Source organism: Rhodoferax sp. U11-2br (assembly GCF_018619435.1).
Lineage (GTDB): Bacteria > Pseudomonadota > Gammaproteobacteria > Burkholderiales > Burkholderiaceae_C > Rhodoferax.
Genome location: NZ_JAHFZF010000035.1, coordinates 1 through 16,847 on the forward strand (window position 1 = coordinate 1; position 16,847 = coordinate 16,847).

Here is a 16,847-nt window from a genome sequence, read left to right on the forward strand (position 1 = left end):
CTTCATTGGCTGCGCCCCGGTGACCAGGACGCTGACCACAGGCCCCAGCTTGTCCTGTGTCGAGGCCCATTTGCTGTTGAGGAAGCCTTCACCCAAGCTGTAGTGGCTGCTGGACAGCACCTGGCCGCGGTCGGTCTGCAAGGTCAGGGCGGCTTGGCTGATGTAGGCCTGGTAACGCTCTGAGTAGGGGGATATTCCCCACTCCATTTGGGCGCTGTAACGCAACCAGACCGGGCAATGGGGTGCGTTGATGGCGTTTTCATAAACCCGGCTGTCAATCCGGTGGGCACGCAGTGCCAGTTGCAGGGCGGGCACCACATCGGCGGTCTGGGTTTGCGGGTTGTATTCGATACACAAGCTGGTAAAACGGGCATGGGCGTGGTAGACCGTGTCACTGGCCTCGCCCGGCTCTGTCTGCAGGGAGCTGAAGGCCAACTGACCGGTGGCTTTGGTCAGCTCCCAAAGTGGCAAGGGACTCAGGATGGAGCAGCCCGACAAGGACAGGCTCGCCACCGCCAGTGCCACGGTGTGTCTGCGGGCAGCCATGTCAAACCATTTCGCTGAAGGTTTGTTTAACCGCCGCCGCGCCCAAGTTGGCGTACTCCGAGATGCTGCTGGCGACTGAGCTCATGCCATCTGCCACCGAGGAGGCCGCATCACCGACGCCGTCCACAACCGATTCGGTTGCTTCGCTGATGCCATCAACAACCGAGGTTGCTGCATCGCTGATAGCGTCCCCAGCATCGCTGAAGGCATCACCAACGGCGTCGTAGCTGTCGCCAGCGAGCTCACTGAGTTTGTTCAGGCTCTCTGCGCTGAAGGTGACAACGGCGCTGGCGGCATCGCTGATCTCATTGGCCACCGACGAGCCATAGGCCTTGGCAGAGTCGTAAACGGAAGACGTAGAACTGAGTGCCGTCGACGACGGCATATATGAAGTCACCGAGCTAATAGTACTCACAATCATCTCCTGGGGTTAGGTGGAAAAGGTGAGGAAATATTAGGTCTGCTGGTGAATGGCTAACTTTTTATAAAAAGCATCAAAACAAGATACCTTGGTGCTTGAAAATAACTCCTTCACTGCGAGTTATTAAATCGGATATATCCGATACCTTTACTTAACGGGATGCATATACGTTGGACAAATTGTTTCCAGCTGGACACAAAAAGTCAGACAAGGGTTACGTTTGTGCGTCCAAAACAGGCCCGCCGCGAACGCCCCGCGCGGGAAGTGCAGGCGCTCACCCCAGCAGGGGGCTCAACCCATCGGCTCAGGCTTCGAGCCGGTAGTGCAGGCGCAGGTGCTGTTTGAACTGCTTGATGATCAGCAAGGCATCCTTGAGCAGGTCGCGGTCGAGGGTGCCCAGGGTGTTGAGCTCAATCAGGTTGCTGACCGGTTGCCCGAGGGACTGTTGGCGCAGGTTGTTGCGCAGTTTCATCGCCATCAGCAGGTGCAGGGTCTCGACCAGATCACGCACCAGCGCTGCGGGCAACAGCTGCCGGTGGCCCAGTTCCTGCAGTCGCTCGACCGTGCCCAGTGTCTCCAGCCGATGCTCCAGGGCCAGGGCACGGGTGCCGTGCACGATCGGGAAGGTGCCGATTTTTTTCAGGTCAAAGGTCTCGGGCTCACTGATCTGTAACTTGGTGATGCGGCTCCACCAGCCTTGTGTGGGTTCGGCAAACTGGTCGATGGCGCTGGCCATGCGGGCCATGTAAGACAGGCTGCCGGTGGCCAGATTCAGTGCGTGTTCGCGGACGTTGGCCAGCAGCGAGGCGTCGCCAGCAATGGCCCGGGCGTCCAGAAAAATGGCCAGGTTCATCTTGCCCTCAGGGTCCGCGTCAAACAGCCACTGGCCAATGGTCTCGCGAAAAGCCGCCAGGGGTTGGCACCACATCGGGTTGGTGATCATGATGTTGCCAGGACAAGGCGGGTAACCAAAGGTCAGCAGGGCAGCACTGAATTGGCCGGTGATGCTGGCCAGATCAGCGCAGCTGTAGCCATCGCGCAGCAGCAGGGCGTTGTCCTGGTCGGTTTTGAGGATCTGTTCACTGCGGCCCTCGCTGCCCATCACCAGCAGGCAGCTGTTCTGCAGCAGCTCAGGCGGTGCCAGCAGGGACCACAAACGGGCAAAAATCTGGCCGTTCAGTTCACTCACCAACTTGGAGATGATCTCGATGCGCATGCCACCACGTTGCAACATCTTGATCGAATCGTCCACCTGATGCGCGGCGGTGCGCAGATCGTCCACCGTGCGTGCCTGTTCCACTTGCAGTGTGATCAGATGCGAGTGGTTGGACATGAAACTCATCAGGTCCAGCTGGCTCAGCAGGCCCAGAATGGTGTCGCCGTCTTTCACCAGCACCCGGTGCACGCGGTGCCGCAACATGATCAACAGGGCCTCAAACAGCTCGGCATCCGGTCCCAGGGTAATCAGGTCAAAGCGGGCGACATCCCTTATCGATAATAGGTGAGGTGCTACAGGTTTTAATAAGGCATCACGTAAATCGGTGGTGGTGAACATGCCGATGCGCTCGACCCCCTGTTGCACATCACGCACCAGCGCGTTGGTCAATTTGTGCTCAGCCAGCAGGCGGCACACCGCGACCACGTCGAGCTGGCCATCCACATAAAAAGGCTTTTGCAAATAGGCGTCTTTGACGCGTACCAGCATCAGCGACATCAGCTCGCGGTTGTGGTCAATGTCCTCGTCATCGGCCAGATCGGTGGCCATGGCGGCAAACACCCGGGCACTGAAGCGCAGGTTGTTGGCCAGCAGCGGCATCAGGGTTGTTTTGGGGATCTGCCAGGCCTGCACGTCGTCCAGCGCCACCACACTGGCATGGTTGCGCTCGGTCAGCAACGCGCGCCAGCTGATGGCTTCGCCCGATGTCAACACATGCACATGGTCGTCTTCCTCCAGCTGAGCATGGCCATCGCGTATCACCCACAGGTGCTGGGGCGTGCTGTCGGGCACCAGCAGCCGGTCTCCGGCGGTGATGCGCACATGCAACGCCACCTCGCGCAACTGGGTCTGTTCAGTGGCGTTCAGTTCGTTGAAGGGGGCAGTCTCAAAAGGAAAAATGAAAGACACGGTAGCTTTCAATCAAAAAAAGGGCTGCAGACGATAGCGCCAGCAGCCCTTTGAACGGATGGCATCGCCAGCGTGAGAGGCTGGCGATGCTTTTTTGTCGTCAGTGGCCGGACGCGCCAGAGGCGCCGATACCGGTTTCCGAACGCACTTGCTGCGCCAGGAAACCATCGCGGTCTTTGGCAGCACGTGCACTCTTGTCCATCAGCGAGAACAACCAGATGCCAACAAAGCCGATGGTCATCGAGAACAGCGCTGGTGAGGTGTAGGGGAACAGGGCTGAACCTTTGGGGTTGCCCAGCGTGGCTTCCCACACCGAAGGCGACACCACGGTCAGGGCCACCGAGGAAATCAGACCCAAAAAGCCGCCGATCACTGCACCCCGGGTGGTGCAGTCTTTCCACAGCACCGACATGAACAACACCGGGAAGTTGGCCGAGGCCGCAATCGCAAACGCCAGCGACACCATGAAGGCGATGTTCTGTTTCTCGAACACGATGCCCAGTGTCACCGCCAGAATGCCCAGGGCAATGGTGGTGATTTTGGAGATACGCAGCTCATCGGCGCTGTTGGCTTTGCCCTTCTTGATCACGGTGGCATAGATGTCATGTGACACAGCGGATGCCCCCGAGAGAGTCAAGCCAGCCACCACCGCCAGAATCGTGGCAAAAGCCACCGCCGAGATGAAGCCCAGGAACACATTGCCACCCACCGCGTTGGCCAGGTGGATAGCGGCCATGTTGCCGCCGCCTTTGAGCGCGCCCTTGGCATCCAGGAACTCGGGGTTGGTCAGCACAAAGGTGATCGCGCCAAAACCGATGATGAAGGTCAGCAGGTAGAAGTAGCCGATCCAGCCGGTAGCCCACATCACCGAACTGCGCGCCGCTTTGGCACTGGGCACGGTGAAGAAGCGCATCAGGATGTGGGGCAAACCAGCTGTGCCGAACATCAGTGCCATGCCGAAGCTGATGGCCGAGATCGGGTCTTTCACGAAGTTGCCCGGGCCCATGATGGATTGGCCGGCTGCTGCTGCCACTTCAGCAATCTTGCCGTCCTTGAGTGCCAGATCGGTCTTGATCTGCACCGCCGAGGCAAACATCGCCTCAGGGCTGAAGCCAAAGTGCCACAACACCGACAGCGCCATGAAGGACGCACCACCCAGCAACATGCAGGCCTTGATGATCTGCACCCAGGTGGTGGCCGTCATGCCGCCAAACAGCACGTAAATCATCATCAGCGCACCCACGATGATCACCGCAATGTAGTACTCCAGACCAAACAGCAGCTTGATCAGCTGACCGGCACCCACCATCTGGGCGATCAGGTAAAACGCTACCACCACCAGCGTGCCGGAAGCCGCAAAAATCCGGATCGGCTTTTGCTCGAAACGGAAGGCGGCCACGTCGGCGAAGGTGAACTTACCCAGGTTACGCAGGCGCTCGGCCATCAGGAAGGTGATGACCGGCCAGCCCACCAGGAAGCCGATGGAGTAGATCAGGCCGTCAAACCCACTGGCCATCACCGCGGCTGAAATCCCCAGGAAGGATGCCGCCGACATGTAGTCGCCAGCAATCGCCAGGCCGTTCTGGAAGCCGGTGATGCCACCACCTGCGGTGTAGAAGTCAGCGGCCGATTTGGTTTTGGCGGCGGCCCACTTGGTGATGAACAGGGTGAACACCACAAAGGCGGCAAACATGATGATGGCCGTCCAGTTGGTCGCCTGTTTCTGGGCCTGGCCCAGGTCCGCGCCTGCAGACCAGGCGGCCGCTGACACACCAAAGAGTGCCAGCAGGGTGAGGACTTGTCGGGTGGTATCGTTTTTGGTCATCATTTCAGTACCGCCTTGGTGATCTCTGCAGTCAGGTCGTCGTATTCGCGGTTGGCGCGTCGGACGTAGATGGCGGTGATGAGCACCGTGAACACAATGACACCAAAACCGATTGGGATGCCGATGGTCATGACGCCCGCACCGAGCTTGGTGGCCAGGAACTGCTTGTTGAAAGCGACCAGCACGATGAAACCGTAATACACGATCATCATCGCCCAGGTCAGCGTCCAGCCAAAGCTGCTGCGCTTGGCTTTGAGCTCCTGATATTTCGGGTGGCTGATCACCCGCTGTATCAAATCGTCTTGCATGGTTTTGTCTCCTAATAATTGCTTCGACGGCCGGGAGGCTAAGTGGCACGTCTTACCAATTGCTGACCAAGTAGGCTGCCAACACCATGACAGGCTTTTCTGTGGCCTGCGCGAGGGCAAGACGCCGGGTTTTGCCTCAAAGAACGGATGCGAGACTGGTTGCTGGATGTCTGTTTGTTTGGATAGGTTGCTTATATTTTTATAGTGATCATGTCAATAAATATAAGAGCTTGCGGATATTCTTGTTGCGCTTTTTGATGTGTCAGACAGATGTCTGGCGCGCCTTATGCCGGCCGGGCCAAGGGATGCGTCGGTGTTTTCCCTAGGGCGCTGTTGGTGTTGTGCATCAGCGGTCGGCAAAACGTCTTGCTGGCCAAGTCCAGCGCAGGTTCTGGCTTGTTCTCATGGGTGCTTCGCCTGCACAATGGCAGGCAAAACCAGACAAATGGAGACAAGCATGGATGTGGGGACAAACGGCTCGGTGCACAGGGTCGGTCAAACGGAGGCTGAGGCATGAGACTGGATCGTCGTCTGGTGTGGGCCATGGGGGTGATGGCGGCGGCCAGCATCATCTGGTTGCTGGTGACGATGGGCTTGCTGGTGATGGCCCTGGCCGCCGATCAGCGGGCACTGGTGCTGGGGCAACTGGCACCGCAGTTGTGGCTGATTGGTTTGACCTGGGTGATGGGGCTGGTGGTGATTGCTGCCACTTTGCGTTGGCTGTTTCGGCGCTACGCCAGCGCCCCGGCGCGTTTGCTGGAGCAAACCCGGGTGCTGCTGGCCGCAGATCAGGCCGCCCCGATGCAGCACCAGGGTACCCACGAAACCCAGGAACTGGCGCAGGTGGTGTTTCAGCTGGCCAGCCAGCGTGACCAGTTACGCCACGAGATGGCCAGCCAGGTGGCGCAAGCCAGCCTGGGCATCCAGCAGGAAAAAGACCGCCTGGCCGCGCTCATGGCCGAGCTGACCCAAAGTGTGGTGGTGTGTAACCTGGATGGCCGCATCCTGCTCTACAACAACCGGGCCCGGCTGCAGTTTCGCACCTTGTCCAACGTGCCCGCGCTGGCCGGTGGTGCTGAACTGGTGGGCATTGGCCGCTCGATCTACGCGGTGTTTGACCGTGCCCTGGTGGCGCACGCCATCGACAGCATCCAGCAGCGCCTGCTGCGTGGCGCCGCCAACCCGTCGGCGCAGTTTGTCACCAGCACCGCCGCCGGTCAGCTGCTCAAGGTGCAGATGGCGCCGGTGCGCACCAGCAACACCGACGACGCCAACAACGCGCTGAGCGGTTTTGTGCTGATGTTGGACAACGTGACCCGGGCCTTTGAGGAGGAAAAGCGGCGCGACCAGATGCTGCACACGCTCACCCAAGGTTGCCGCGCCTCGCTGGCGGGCATGAAAACCGCGCTAGCCACGCTGGAGGCCTCCGAGCTCACCGGTGAGCCGCGCGCACGCCAGCGTCAGATCCTGCACGACGAGATGAACAGCATGGCCCAGCGCATCACCGACCTGGACAAACAGGCCAGCCATGGCCAGAGCACCCGCTGGCCACTTGAAGAGATGTTGGGTGCCGACGTGTTGCTGGTGGCGCAGCAGCGCATTCAGAAACACTGCCAGCGCACGGTGTCACTGGAGCAGCTCGACGACAGCCTGTGGCTGCGGGTGGACAGCTACAGCCTGATCCAGGCGCTGGTGTACCTGTCGGCACGGCTGGTGGATGAGTTTGATGTCAGGTTCCTGCGCTTGCGGCTGTTGTCCGAGAACGGCGTGGCCAAGCTTGACCTGATCTGGACCGACCAGGTGATGAGCACAGAAACCGTGATGATCTGGCAGATGGACAGCATGCAGATGGGCGCCGAGAGCACCCGTTTGAGTGTGCGCGATGTGGTCGAGCGCCATGGCGGTGAGCTGATCTTTGCGCGCGAGCGGGTGCGCCATGAGGCCTTCTTCCGTTTTGCCCTGCCCCAGGTGAATGTGCAGGACCTGCCCGAGGCCACCACCCTGGGGTACAGCGGCAGCCGCCCCGAGTATTACGACTTTGACCTGTTCCGCGCGACCGGGCAGACCCGTGTGTTGGATGATCGCCTCTTGAGTGAGCTGGCCTACACCGTGTTTGACACCGAAACCACCGGCCTGAACCCTTCCGAGGGGGATGAGATCATCCAGATCGGCGCCACCCGCTGTGTCAACGGCAAACTGCTGCGCCAGGAGAGTTTTGAACAGCTGGTCAACCCCGGGCGACTGATCCCGGCAGCCACCATCCCGATCCACGGCATCACCCAGGAGATGGTCAGTGGTCAGCCCCGCATCACCGAGGTTTTGCCCGCGTTTCACCGCTTTTCCAGCGACACCGTGCTGGTGGCACACAACGCGGCGTTTGACATGAAGTTCCTGCAGCTGCAGGAAGCCGCTACCGGTCTGAAGTTTGACCAGCCGGTGCTCGACACCTTGCTGCTCTCAGCCGTGGTGCACCCCAACCATGAAGAGCATCGGCTGGAGGTTCTGGCCGAGCGCTTCAACATCACCGTGCTGGGTCGCCACACCGCGCTGGGAGATGCCTTGGTCACCGCCGAGGTCTGGCTCAGGTTGATCCCGCTGCTGCAGGCCATGGGCATCACTACTTTGCGCCAGGCGCGTGAGGCGGCGCAGAAAACCTATTACGCCCGGCTGCGTTACTGAGGGGGCCCCCAGTGTTTGGCCTGGCGCCCGCCGTGGCCAAATTTGAGGATACGTGTGGCAATGATGGTTTCGGTCAGGAAACACAACAGCGCAAGCAAAAAACTGCCCACCCCCGACAGGAACAACACGGTGGCCACCTTGAAGCTCTCGATTTCGGTGGTTTCACCGAGAAACAGCGCCATGATGGTCAGCCCGATCTGGATCGCACACAAGGTCAGCAAGCCAATACAGACGTTCACCAGGTTGCCGCGTTTGCGCAGCTGTTTGAGCTCGGCAATGATGGTGGGCATCGGGCAGTCGTGGGGAGCGGCTTCGATACGGCCCTCGAGCAGGCGGGCGCGGTCGATGATGCGTGCCAGCCGCCCGGCCACCGTGCCAATCATGCCGGCCACGGCGGTGAGCAAAAACACCGGAGCCACCGCCAGCTGGATACCGTGCGAGACGGCGCTGACATCTGTTGCAAAAAACATCTTGCCTCCCGATGGGTCAGGTCAAACCACGTGGTGAAACGGTCAAAAACGCCGGGCATGGCGCACCAGTGCCCAGCAGGCGGCCAGTGCCAGCAGACTCAGCAGCAGCGGGAAACCCAGCGCGGGTGACCACTCGATCAACGCGCCAGACAGTGCCGAGGCCATCAGCCCGCCCAAAGTGTAGGTCAGCACCAGCACTGCGGTGCTGTTGACCAGGGTCAGCCCTTTTTCGCGGGCACCGATGTCGACCATGGCCAGGGTGTAGAGCGCACCACCTGCCGCACCCCAGACCGCCACCATGGGCCAGACCAGAACCTGGGCGCCGCTCACCCAGGGCAGCAGCAGGGTCGACAGCAGGATCATCGCGGCACACACCGCCATCAGCGAACGCCTGCCCTGCGCTGGGTTGGCAAAACGGTCGGCCAGCATGCCCGAGGGCAGGGCGATCAAGGTGCCCCCCGCCCCACTGACGGCCACCAACAGGGTCGCGGCGCTGGCGCCCAGGCCCAGTGACAGCCCGTACAGCGGCAGGATCGAGGCCAGGCCCAGCTCAAAAAAGCCACCCAGAAAACCCGCCAGCATGATCACCGGGTGGGCCAGCACCGCTTGCCACAGCCCCTGCAGGCCCACGCTGGCGCTGTGGCTGTCGTGGTCGGGCGGCAGGCGTGGGATCAGCGCCGTCCAGGCCAGGCCGATGGCCAGCAGCGCCACCACCAGCCACAAGGCCTGGGTGTTGTCGGGGCCGACCCAGGCCAGCAAGGTGGGGCCAATCACAAAGGTCAGGCCCACCAGCGTGGCGTAGGTGCCGATGTAGCGGCCGATTCTGCGCGGTGGTGCAAATTCGGCAATGAAGGCCTCGGCCAGCACCCAGCGCAGGCCACCGGTGATGCCCGCAGCCAGTTCCAGCACAAACCAGACCCACACCACATCGGTCAGCATAAAACCCAGCGCCGCGATGATCGGCACGGTCGAGGCCACCCACATGGTCTGGCGCCGCCCCACACGCCGGATCAGCTGCGAGGCAAACGGGGTCATGACAAAAATGCCGAGCCAGGTGGTGGCGGCAAACAGGCCCGCCAGGGTGGTCGAGACCTGCACGTTTTTCAGCATTAGCAGCATCAGCGGGCTGAGCATGAAGATGCCCGATAGCTGGAACAGGGTCGAGCCAAACACCGCCAGCAGGCCGACCGGTGAGCCCTGGTTGGGTGCAGAAAGAGCTGGGTGATTTGCGCTCATACCTGCCTCAGGCCAGACGCGCCTGCAAGATCGCTTGGGCCAGCTCGGCAAAACCGGCGCCGCGTTCACCCACGGTCTCGTAACGTGGCCAGTGTTGCAGCTGGCCATCAAAGTGGTGGATGTTGGCCACCCCCACGCTGTGGGGAAAGTGGCGAAACATCAGCTGGTCGTTGGTCGAGTCACCCACATAGACCCAGCGATCCAGCTCATGCTCCAGCTGGCGGCCAAACAGGGAGGACACCATCCAGCGTGCGGCCTCCCATTTGTTGTGGCTGCCGTACCAGCCGTTGATGTGGATGCTGCTGACAGTGGCCTGCATGCCTTCGGAGCGCATCAGCGCCACGACTTGCGCCACCTTCTCAGGGGCCAGCGTCACGTGTTCGGCGTGGTCGATGGCGATGTCGGTTTCGCGCCCGATGCTGTCTTGTGAGAGCGTCGTGCCGGGAATTTCAGACAGGATGCGCTGGGCCACATGCTGCAGCTTCTGCGTGTTGACGGCCCGCTCGGTGGCCTCGGTGTAATATATTTTTGATAGCTGTTGGCCCTGATTCAATAAGGTCTGGAGGCCATTTTTACTTGTAAGTGTTGGCGCAAAGGCGACACCACCGTTTTCTGCCACCATCGCGTCCACCGGCCAGGCAGGCAAGCCGTGACCCGCATCGCCGTACGCATGGGGTTCACACCAGCCAATGGGTCGTCCGGTGATCGGAATCACCACCAAGCCGGCGGCTTTGAGGTCTGCCAAGGCCTGCAGCGCATCGGGCGTGATGGCCTGATGGGTGGTCAGGGTGTCGTCGATGTCGGTGAACACGCCGATGATGCCCCGGCGCTGCGCCAGCGGCCAACTGGACAGCGGCAGCATCGGGTCGGGCATGTTAGCCAGCGCTCTGCAGCGCCAGCCCGGCGTGTTCGCGCAGCGGGTGGAAATGGATCTTAGGGAAACGTTCCTGCGCCAGGCGCACGTCGTACGGGCTGGTGCAGAGGTAGGCCAGGGTGTCGGCGGCGTCGCGCGCCATACGCTGCGGGTAGGCGTTGACAAAGTCCTTGAGTTCCTGCGGTGTGTCAGCCGTGATCCAGCGCGCGCCGGTGTACTGGCTGTTTTCGAGCCGCACATCGGCATCGTATTCACTCTTGAGCCGGTGTTGCACCACCTCAAACTGCAGCTGGCCGACCGCGCCGAGCAACATGTTGCCGCCCATCTCGGGGCGGAATACCTGGATCGCGCCTTCTTCACCGAGCTGGGCCAGGCCCTGCTGCAGCTGCTTGGTGCGTAACGGGTTTTTCAGGATCACGGTGTTGAACATTTCGGGTGCAAAAAACGGCAGGCCGGTGAACAGCAGGTTGACCGAGCCGTCGGTGATGGTGTCACCCAGCTGCACACCACCGTGGGTGGTGAAGCCGACGATGTCACCCGCGTAGGCTTCTTCCACCGCCTCGCGGCGCTGGCTCATGAAGGTGACCACACTGGTTGGGCGCAACTCCTTGGCGGTGCGCATCACCTTGAGCTTCATGCCCGGGGTGTATTTGCCACTGGCCATGCGCACAAAAGCGATGCGGTCGCGGTGGTTGGCGTCCATATTGGCCTGCACCTTGAACACCACACCACTGAAGGCATCGTCCTCGGGCTGCACCTGTTTGATCACCGGCTGTTTGTTGACCACAAAACTGCTGGTGCGTGGGCCGGGCGAGGGCGCCAGGTCCACCAGCGCGTCCAGCACTTCCATCACGCCGAAGTTGTTGACCCCCGAGCCAAAAAACACCGGGGTTTGTTTGCCCGCCAGAAAGGCCTCGCGGTCAAACGCGGGGGAGGCGCCGGTGGCCAACTCCATGCTCTCGAGTGCGGTGAGCCACTCGCTGCCAAACCGTGCTTCCAGCGCAGCCGGGTCAGACAGGGGCATGGCGTCGAAGTCGTGCGGCAGACGTTCCGACCCCGACTCAAACACCGTCATGATCTGGGTGCGCAGGTTGATGATGCCGCCAAAGGTTTTGCCCTGACCCACCGGCCAGGTCATCGGCACACAGGGCATGCCCAGTTCACGCTCGACTTCGTCGAGGATGTCGAGCGGGTCGCGCACCTCGCGGTCCATCTTGTTGACGAAGGTGATGATGGGTGTGTCGCGCTGGCGGCAGACCTCGATCAGGCGGCGGGTCTGGGACTCCACCCCGTTGGCCGCGTCGATCACCATCAGCGCCGAATCCACTGCGGTCAACACGCGGTAGGTGTCCTCAGAAAAATCCTTGTGGCCGGGGGTGTCGAGCAGGTTGACCACGTGGTCGCGGTAGAGCATCTGCATCACACTCGATGCCACCGAGATGCCGCGTTGTTTCTCGATCTCCATCCAGTCGCTGGTGGCGTGGCGGCTGGCCTTGCGTGCCTTGACCGAGCCGGCGATCTGGATCGCGCCGGAGAACAGCAGCAGCTTTTCGGTCAGCGTTGTTTTACCCGCGTCAGGGTGGGAAATGATCGCAAAAGTGCGGCGGCGGCGGGTTTCAAAAGCGTAAGTCACAGGAGATTCTCGGGTCGGCAGCGCAGGGCTGGGTCGGGCTTTTGATCTGGCTCAATAGGCATAAGTAGGCTTTCATTGAGCCACGTCAATTTGAAGCGGTTTATATCCATTTTAAAGGGCCTTGGCCTCTGTTCCGAAGCGGGTATTGGTGCTAAATTCAAAGTGCTGTCGTGAAGCCCATAGCCCAGCCACAGCGGATTTCCGTGCACCTTTTTTTGTAGCTTTCTTGGCAACAGCCGCTTCGGATACAACGCATCATGGCCATTCAAAACCTGCCCACCCAAGTCTTTGCCGGGCAGCGCCCTGGCACCTCTGGTCTTCGCAAAAAAGTGGCTGTGTTCATGCAGCCCAGGTACTTGGAGAATTTTGTCCAGGCGCTGCTGGATGTGCTCAACGGTCTGGCGCCAGATGGCCAAGTTGGCACCGCGCTGCAAGGCCAGACGCTGGTTCTTGGGGGCGACGGACGTTTCTTCAACCGTGTGGCTGTCCAGACCATCTTGAAACTGGCCGCCGTCAATGGGGTGCAGCGGGTGTTGTTGGGGCAAGGCGGCATTTTGTCGACCCCTGCGGTCAGTGCGGTGATCCGGCGGCGCCAGGCGTTTGGCGGCATCGTGCTCTCGGCCAGCCACAACCCGGGTGGGCCCGATGGCGACTTTGGTATCAAGTACAACGCCAGCAATGGCGGGCCGGCCAATGAAGCCCTGACCGAGGCGGTGTATGCGCGCACACAGGCCCTGAGCCAGTTGCGGATCAGCGATGCGCCCGACATGGACATCGACACCCTGGGCAGCAGCCAGATCGAGCAGATGCAGGTGGAGGTGATTGACCCGGTGGCCGACTATGTGGCCGTCATGCGCGACCTGTTTGATTTCGACATGCTGCGTGGCTTGTTCAAGCAGGGGTTCACCCTGCGTGTGGATGCGATGAACGCGGTGGGTGGTCCGTATGCCAAGGCCATTCTGGAAGGTGAGCTGGGCGCGCCAGCGGGCAGTGTGGTCAATGCCGTGCCACTCGAAGACTTTGGCGGCCTGCACCCGGATCCCAATCCGGTCAACGCCGAAGACCTGATTGCCCACATGAGCGCCGCAGATGCCCCAGATTTTGGTGCGGCGATGGACGGTGATGCGGACCGCAACATGGTGCTGGGGCGCAACTTTGTGGTGACACCCTCAGACAGTCTGGCGCTGATGACGGCACATGCCCGCTTGATTCCCGGTTACAGCAGTGGCCTGCTGGGTGTGGCCCGTTCGATGCCGACCTCAGCGGCGGTGGACAGGGTGGCCAAGGCGCTGGGCATAGACTGTTTTGAAACCCCCACCGGCTGGAAGTTTTTTGGCAACCTGCTTGATGCCGGGCGCGTCACCCTGTGTGGTGAGGAAAGTTATGGCACCGGCTCCAGCCATGTGCGTGAGAAAGATGGTTTGTGGGCGATTCTGTTCTGGCTCAGCCTGCAGGGCGCCACGGGGCGCTCGGTGGAGTCGCTGGTGCGTGAACACTGGGCCACCTATGGCCGTAACTATTACTCGCGGCATGACTACGAGGCCATCCCCACTGAGGTGGCCGATGGCCTGATGGTCGCTCTGCGCGCTGCCTTGCCCAGGCTCCAGGGGGCGCAGTTGGGTACACGCACGGTGGTGCTGGCGGATGACTTCGCCTACACCGATCCGGTCGATGGCTCGGTGTCCGCCAAACAGGGCGTGCGGCTCGTGTTTGACGATGGCGCGCGTGTCATCTTCCGTCTTTCAGGCACAGGTACCGAGGGCGCCACGCTGCGTATTTACCTCGAAAACTACGAGGCCGATGTGAGTCGACAGGACCAGCCAGTCCAGGCGGCGCTGGCGGATCTGGTTGCCATCTCAGAGCAGGTTGCCGGTGTGCGAGAGCGCACCGGCATGGTCGGGCCGACAGTGGCCACCTGATGGCAAATTTCACAGCATCCCTTCATTTTGAAAGCGAGTTGAATTTATGTTGAACGAGACGGAACGGGCCCCTGAAACGCACCAACTGGTGCGCCACACAGTGGCATTGGTGCTGGCCGGTGGGCGAGGAACCCGGCTCAAACAGCTGACGGACTCTCGCGCCAAGCCGGCCGTTTATTTTGGGGGCAAGTTCCGCATCATCGACTTTGCTTTGTCCAACTGTCTGAACTCCGGCATCCGTCGCATGGCGGTGGTCACCCAGTACAAGTCGCACTCGCTGATGCGTCACATGCAGCGTGGCTGGAGTTTCTTGCGCGCTGAACTCAATGAGATGGTCGACCTGTTGCCCGCCCAGCAGCGCGCCGGGGAAGAGCATTGGTACCGCGGTACAGCCGATGCTATTTTTCAGAATCTGGACATCATCCGCTCCAGCAATCCCCAGTACATCGTGATCCTGGCGGGTGACCATGTCTACAAAATGGACTACTCGATCATGGTCCGAGACCATGTGATGCATGGTGCAGGCTGCACCGTGGGGTGTATCGAGGTGCCACGTGCCGAGGCCAGTGCGTTTGGTGTGATGGCGGTCAACGAGGCACGGCGCATCACTGCCTTTGTCGAGAAGCCGCAAGACCCACCGCCGATGCCTGGCAACGATGCGGTGTCTCTGGCCAGCATGGGTATTTATGTGTTTGACGCGGAGTACCTCTACCAGCTGCTGGAGGCAGACCTGGACAACCCTGACTCCGAGCACGACTTTGGCAAAAACGTGATTCCTGCGGCAGTGGCACAAGGGCAGGCGCTGGCGCACCCGTTTGGCCTGTCTTGTGTGTCGCGTGTGTCGGGATCCCAGCCGTATTGGCGCGATGTGGGCACGATAGATGCTTTCTGGTCCGCCAATCTGGATCTGGCGTCGACGGTGCCTGAACTCGATATTTACGACACCGACTGGCCGGTCTGGACCTACCAGCGCCAGCTGCCACCGGCCAAGTTTGTCCCCGACAGCTTGGGTCAGAATGGGGTGTCTGTGAACACGCTGGTGTCTGGCGGTTGTATTGTGTCCGGATCGTATGTGGCACATTCGGTGTTGTTCTCGGAGGTGCGGGTGCATTCCTTCTGCCGCGTTGAAGAAGCGGTGGTGTTGCCCGATGTCACCATTCAGCGCAACTGCCGTTTGCGCCGTGTGGTGATTGACCGGGGCTGCGTGGTTCCCGAGGGACTGGTGGTGGGTGAAGACCCGGCGCTGGATGCCCAACGGTTTGAGCGCACCGAAGGAGGCGTGGTGTTGATCACACCTGCGATGTTGGCCAAGCTTTAAGTTATAGAAGAGTTGTCTCAATGAATGTGTTGCAAGTCAGTGCCGAGATTTTTCCCTTGCTGAAAACGGGAGGGCTTGCGGACATCGCAGGGGCTTTGCCTGGGGCTTTGCAGTCGGTGGGCTGCCAGGTGCGTGTGGTGTTGCCGGGTTTTCCCGCCATCCTGGCGGATTTGTCTGACTCCTGGGTGCTGGCGGAGTTGACCGCGCCCTGGGGTGAGCGCTTGCAGCTTCGGCAAGGCAAACTGCGCACCTTGGGGCTGGATGCCTATGTGATTGATTTGCCGCATCTGTATGACCGGCCTGGCAGTCCGTATGAGGATGTGTGGCGTCAGCCCTATGCCGATAACCACCGGCGCTTTGCGTTGCTGGGCTGGGTGGCGGCGCAGCTGGCGCATGGACTCGATCCCCATTGGCAACCCCAGGTGGTGCACAGCCATGACTGGCACGCTGGCTTGACCTCAGCCTACATGGCCTTTTTGCCACACCGTTCACCACGTGTGGGCACGGTGTTCACCATCCACAACCTCGCCTACCAGGGGGTGTTCTCCCCCGCCTGTTTTTACGAGTTGGGTTTGCCACATTCGGCCTTCACGGTCAATGGTGTCGAGTTTTATGGCCAGGTGTCTTTCATGAAGGCCGGTTTGTACTACGCCGACCACATCACCACGGTCAGCCCAACCTACGCGCGTGAAATCCAGACACCCGAGCAAGGATGTGGGCTAGATGGCCTGCTGCGCACCCGATCGGCGGCTTTGTCGGGCATTTTGAATGCCGTTGACGATGCGGTCTGGAACCCCGCGACAGATCCCTATGTGAGTGACCCCTTTGGTGTCGATAACCTCGCTGGCAAGGCCCGCTGCAAGGCCGCTTTGCAACGGGAGCTGGGACTGAAGGTGCAGTCCGAGGCACCCTTGTTTGGTGTGGTGAGCCGCCTCACAGGGCAAAAAGGCCTGCATTTGGTGCTGGGTGCAGTAGATGCCCTCCTGGCCCGTGGTGGGCAGCTGGTGGTCTTGGGAACAGGTGAGCCCCATCTGGAGTCGATCTTCAAGGCCAAGGCAGCACAACACCCCCACGCAGTGTCGGTGCGGATTGGTTATGACGAGACCTATGCCCACCGGATTTTTGCGGCCACCGATGTGACTCTGGTGCCTTCGCAGTTCGAGCCCTGCGGCCTGACGCAGATGTATGGTCTGAAGTACGGCAGCCTGCCGCTGGTACACCGGGTGGGTGGACTGGCCGACACCGTGGTCGACTGTTCTCTGGAAAATATGGACGAGGGGCGGGCGAACGGCTTTGTGTTCAACGACTTCAACCAGCAGGCGCTGGAGCGCGCCATGGCACGTGCCTTTGCGCTGTATGCCCGCAAAACTGAGTGGGCCAAGGTGCGTGACTGCGGCATGCGCCAGGATCTGGGCTGGCAAAACGCCGCCCGTCAGTACCTGACTCTGTACCAACATTTGTACGCGTGACTTACTTTGTCTGTGAAGGGGGTC

The 16,847-nt window shown here is 60.8% G+C and carries 13 protein-coding genes; 4 read left to right on the plus strand and 9 right to left on the minus strand.

Annotated features, from left to right (window positions below; all coding sequences use genetic code 11):
* The 5 genes from KKO72_RS17880 to KKO72_RS17900 all read right to left on the minus strand — a co-directional run.
* The coding region (locus KKO72_RS17880; protein ID WP_214942180.1) for a hypothetical protein at window positions 1–546 on the minus strand (546 nt) is incomplete at its 3' end.
* Window position 547: 1 nt separating this feature from the next.
* The gene (locus tag KKO72_RS17885; protein WP_214942183.1) at window positions 548–961 is read right to left on the minus strand and encodes a hypothetical protein; all 414 of its coding nucleotides are present in this window, start codon (window positions 959–961) and stop codon (window positions 548–550) included.
* A gap of 310 nt (window positions 962–1,271) precedes the next feature.
* A complete protein-coding gene (locus KKO72_RS17890) occupies window positions 1,272–3,092 on the minus strand; it encodes a DUF294 nucleotidyltransferase-like domain-containing protein (RefSeq protein WP_214942187.1) in 1,821 nt (606 codons plus the stop codon).
* Between the two features lie 100 nt (window positions 3,093–3,192).
* The gene (locus KKO72_RS17895; RefSeq protein ID WP_214942256.1) at window positions 3,193–4,917 is read right to left on the minus strand and encodes a cation acetate symporter; all 1,725 of its coding nucleotides are present in this window, start codon (window positions 4,915–4,917) and stop codon (window positions 3,193–3,195) included.
* Complete coding sequence (locus tag KKO72_RS17900; protein ID WP_214942190.1) at window positions 4,917–5,225, minus strand: DUF485 domain-containing protein; 309 nt, start codon at window positions 5,223–5,225, stop codon at window positions 4,917–4,919. The genes KKO72_RS17895 and KKO72_RS17900 overlap by 1 nt, the downstream gene beginning before the upstream one ends.
* Window positions 5,226–5,738: 513 nt before the next feature.
* Between KKO72_RS17900 and KKO72_RS17905 the strand changes: the two genes are divergently transcribed.
* Window positions 5,739–7,904 (plus strand): 3'-5' exonuclease, encoded by a 2,166-nt coding sequence (locus KKO72_RS17905; protein WP_214942193.1) that lies wholly within the window; start codon window positions 5,739–5,741, stop codon window positions 7,902–7,904.
* Here the strand turns inward: KKO72_RS17905 and KKO72_RS17910 are convergent.
* Genes KKO72_RS17910 through KKO72_RS17925 form a run of 4 tightly spaced genes read right to left on the minus strand, consistent with a single transcriptional unit; the run spans window position 7,898 to window position 12,117 of the window.
* The gene (locus KKO72_RS17910) at window positions 7,898–8,374 is read right to left on the minus strand and encodes a DUF2721 domain-containing protein (protein WP_214942196.1); all 477 of its coding nucleotides are present in this window, start codon (window positions 8,372–8,374) and stop codon (window positions 7,898–7,900) included. The two genes, KKO72_RS17905 and KKO72_RS17910, sit on opposite strands and share 7 nt — an antisense overlap.
* 42 nt (window positions 8,375–8,416) lie before the next feature.
* Window positions 8,417–9,610, minus strand: coding sequence for an MFS transporter (locus tag KKO72_RS17915; protein ID WP_214942199.1), 1,194 nt, complete (start codon window positions 9,608–9,610; stop codon window positions 8,417–8,419).
* Between the two features lie 7 nt (window positions 9,611–9,617).
* On the minus strand, window positions 9,618–10,472 hold the full coding sequence (locus KKO72_RS17920) for an HAD-IIB family hydrolase (protein ID WP_214942259.1): 855 nt from the start codon (window positions 10,470–10,472) through the stop codon (window positions 9,618–9,620).
* 13 nt (window positions 10,473–10,485) lie between these two features.
* Window positions 10,486–12,117 carry a peptide chain release factor 3 gene (locus KKO72_RS17925; protein WP_214942202.1) on the minus strand — a complete coding sequence of 544 codons (1,632 nt, stop codon included), beginning with the start codon at window positions 12,115–12,117 and terminating at the stop codon, window positions 10,486–10,488.
* 257 nt (window positions 12,118–12,374) lie between these two features.
* Here KKO72_RS17925 and KKO72_RS17930 point away from each other — a divergent pair, with 257 nt between their 5' ends.
* From KKO72_RS17930 to glgA, 3 genes are read left to right on the plus strand one after another with little or no spacing between them, the layout of a single operon-like run.
* Entirely contained in the window at window positions 12,375–14,036 is a 1,662-nt protein-coding gene (locus tag KKO72_RS17930; RefSeq protein ID WP_214942205.1) for an alpha-D-glucose phosphate-specific phosphoglucomutase, read from the plus strand.
* A 46-nt stretch (window positions 14,037–14,082) separates the two neighbouring features.
* Window positions 14,083–15,354, plus strand: a complete 1,272-nt coding sequence (gene glgC, locus KKO72_RS17935; RefSeq protein WP_214942208.1) for a glucose-1-phosphate adenylyltransferase — start codon at window positions 14,083–14,085, stop codon at window positions 15,352–15,354.
* Window positions 15,355–15,374: 20 nt separating this feature from the next.
* A complete protein-coding gene (gene glgA, locus KKO72_RS17940) occupies window positions 15,375–16,823 on the plus strand; it encodes a glycogen synthase GlgA (protein ID WP_214942210.1) in 1,449 nt (482 codons plus the stop codon).
* Window positions 16,824–16,847 lie beyond the last annotated feature (24 nt).

Coding starts and splice junctions, on each gene's coding strand:
- KKO72_RS17895 (WP_214942256.1), bottom strand. CDS start 4,917: ATGACCAAAAACGATACCACCCGACAAGTCCTCACCCTGCTGGCACTC.
- KKO72_RS17900 (WP_214942190.1), bottom strand. CDS start 5,225: ATGCAAGACGATTTGATACAGCGGGTGATCAGCCACCCGAAATATCAG.
- KKO72_RS17905 (WP_214942193.1), top strand. CDS start 5,739: ATGAGACTGGATCGTCGTCTGGTGTGGGCCATGGGGGTGATGGCGGCG.
- KKO72_RS17910 (WP_214942196.1), bottom strand. CDS start 8,374: ATGTTTTTTGCAACAGATGTCAGCGCCGTCTCGCACGGTATCCAGCTG.
- KKO72_RS17915 (WP_214942199.1), bottom strand. CDS start 9,610: ATGAGCGCAAATCACCCAGCTCTTTCTGCACCCAACCAGGGCTCACCG.
- KKO72_RS17920 (WP_214942259.1), bottom strand. CDS start 10,472: ATGCTGCCGCTGTCCAGTTGGCCGCTGGCGCAGCGCCGGGGCATCATC.
- KKO72_RS17930 (WP_214942205.1), top strand. CDS start 12,375: ATGGCCATTCAAAACCTGCCCACCCAAGTCTTTGCCGGGCAGCGCCCT.
- glgC (WP_214942208.1), top strand. CDS start 14,083: ATGTTGAACGAGACGGAACGGGCCCCTGAAACGCACCAACTGGTGCGC.
- glgA (WP_214942210.1), top strand. CDS start 15,375: ATGAATGTGTTGCAAGTCAGTGCCGAGATTTTTCCCTTGCTGAAAACG.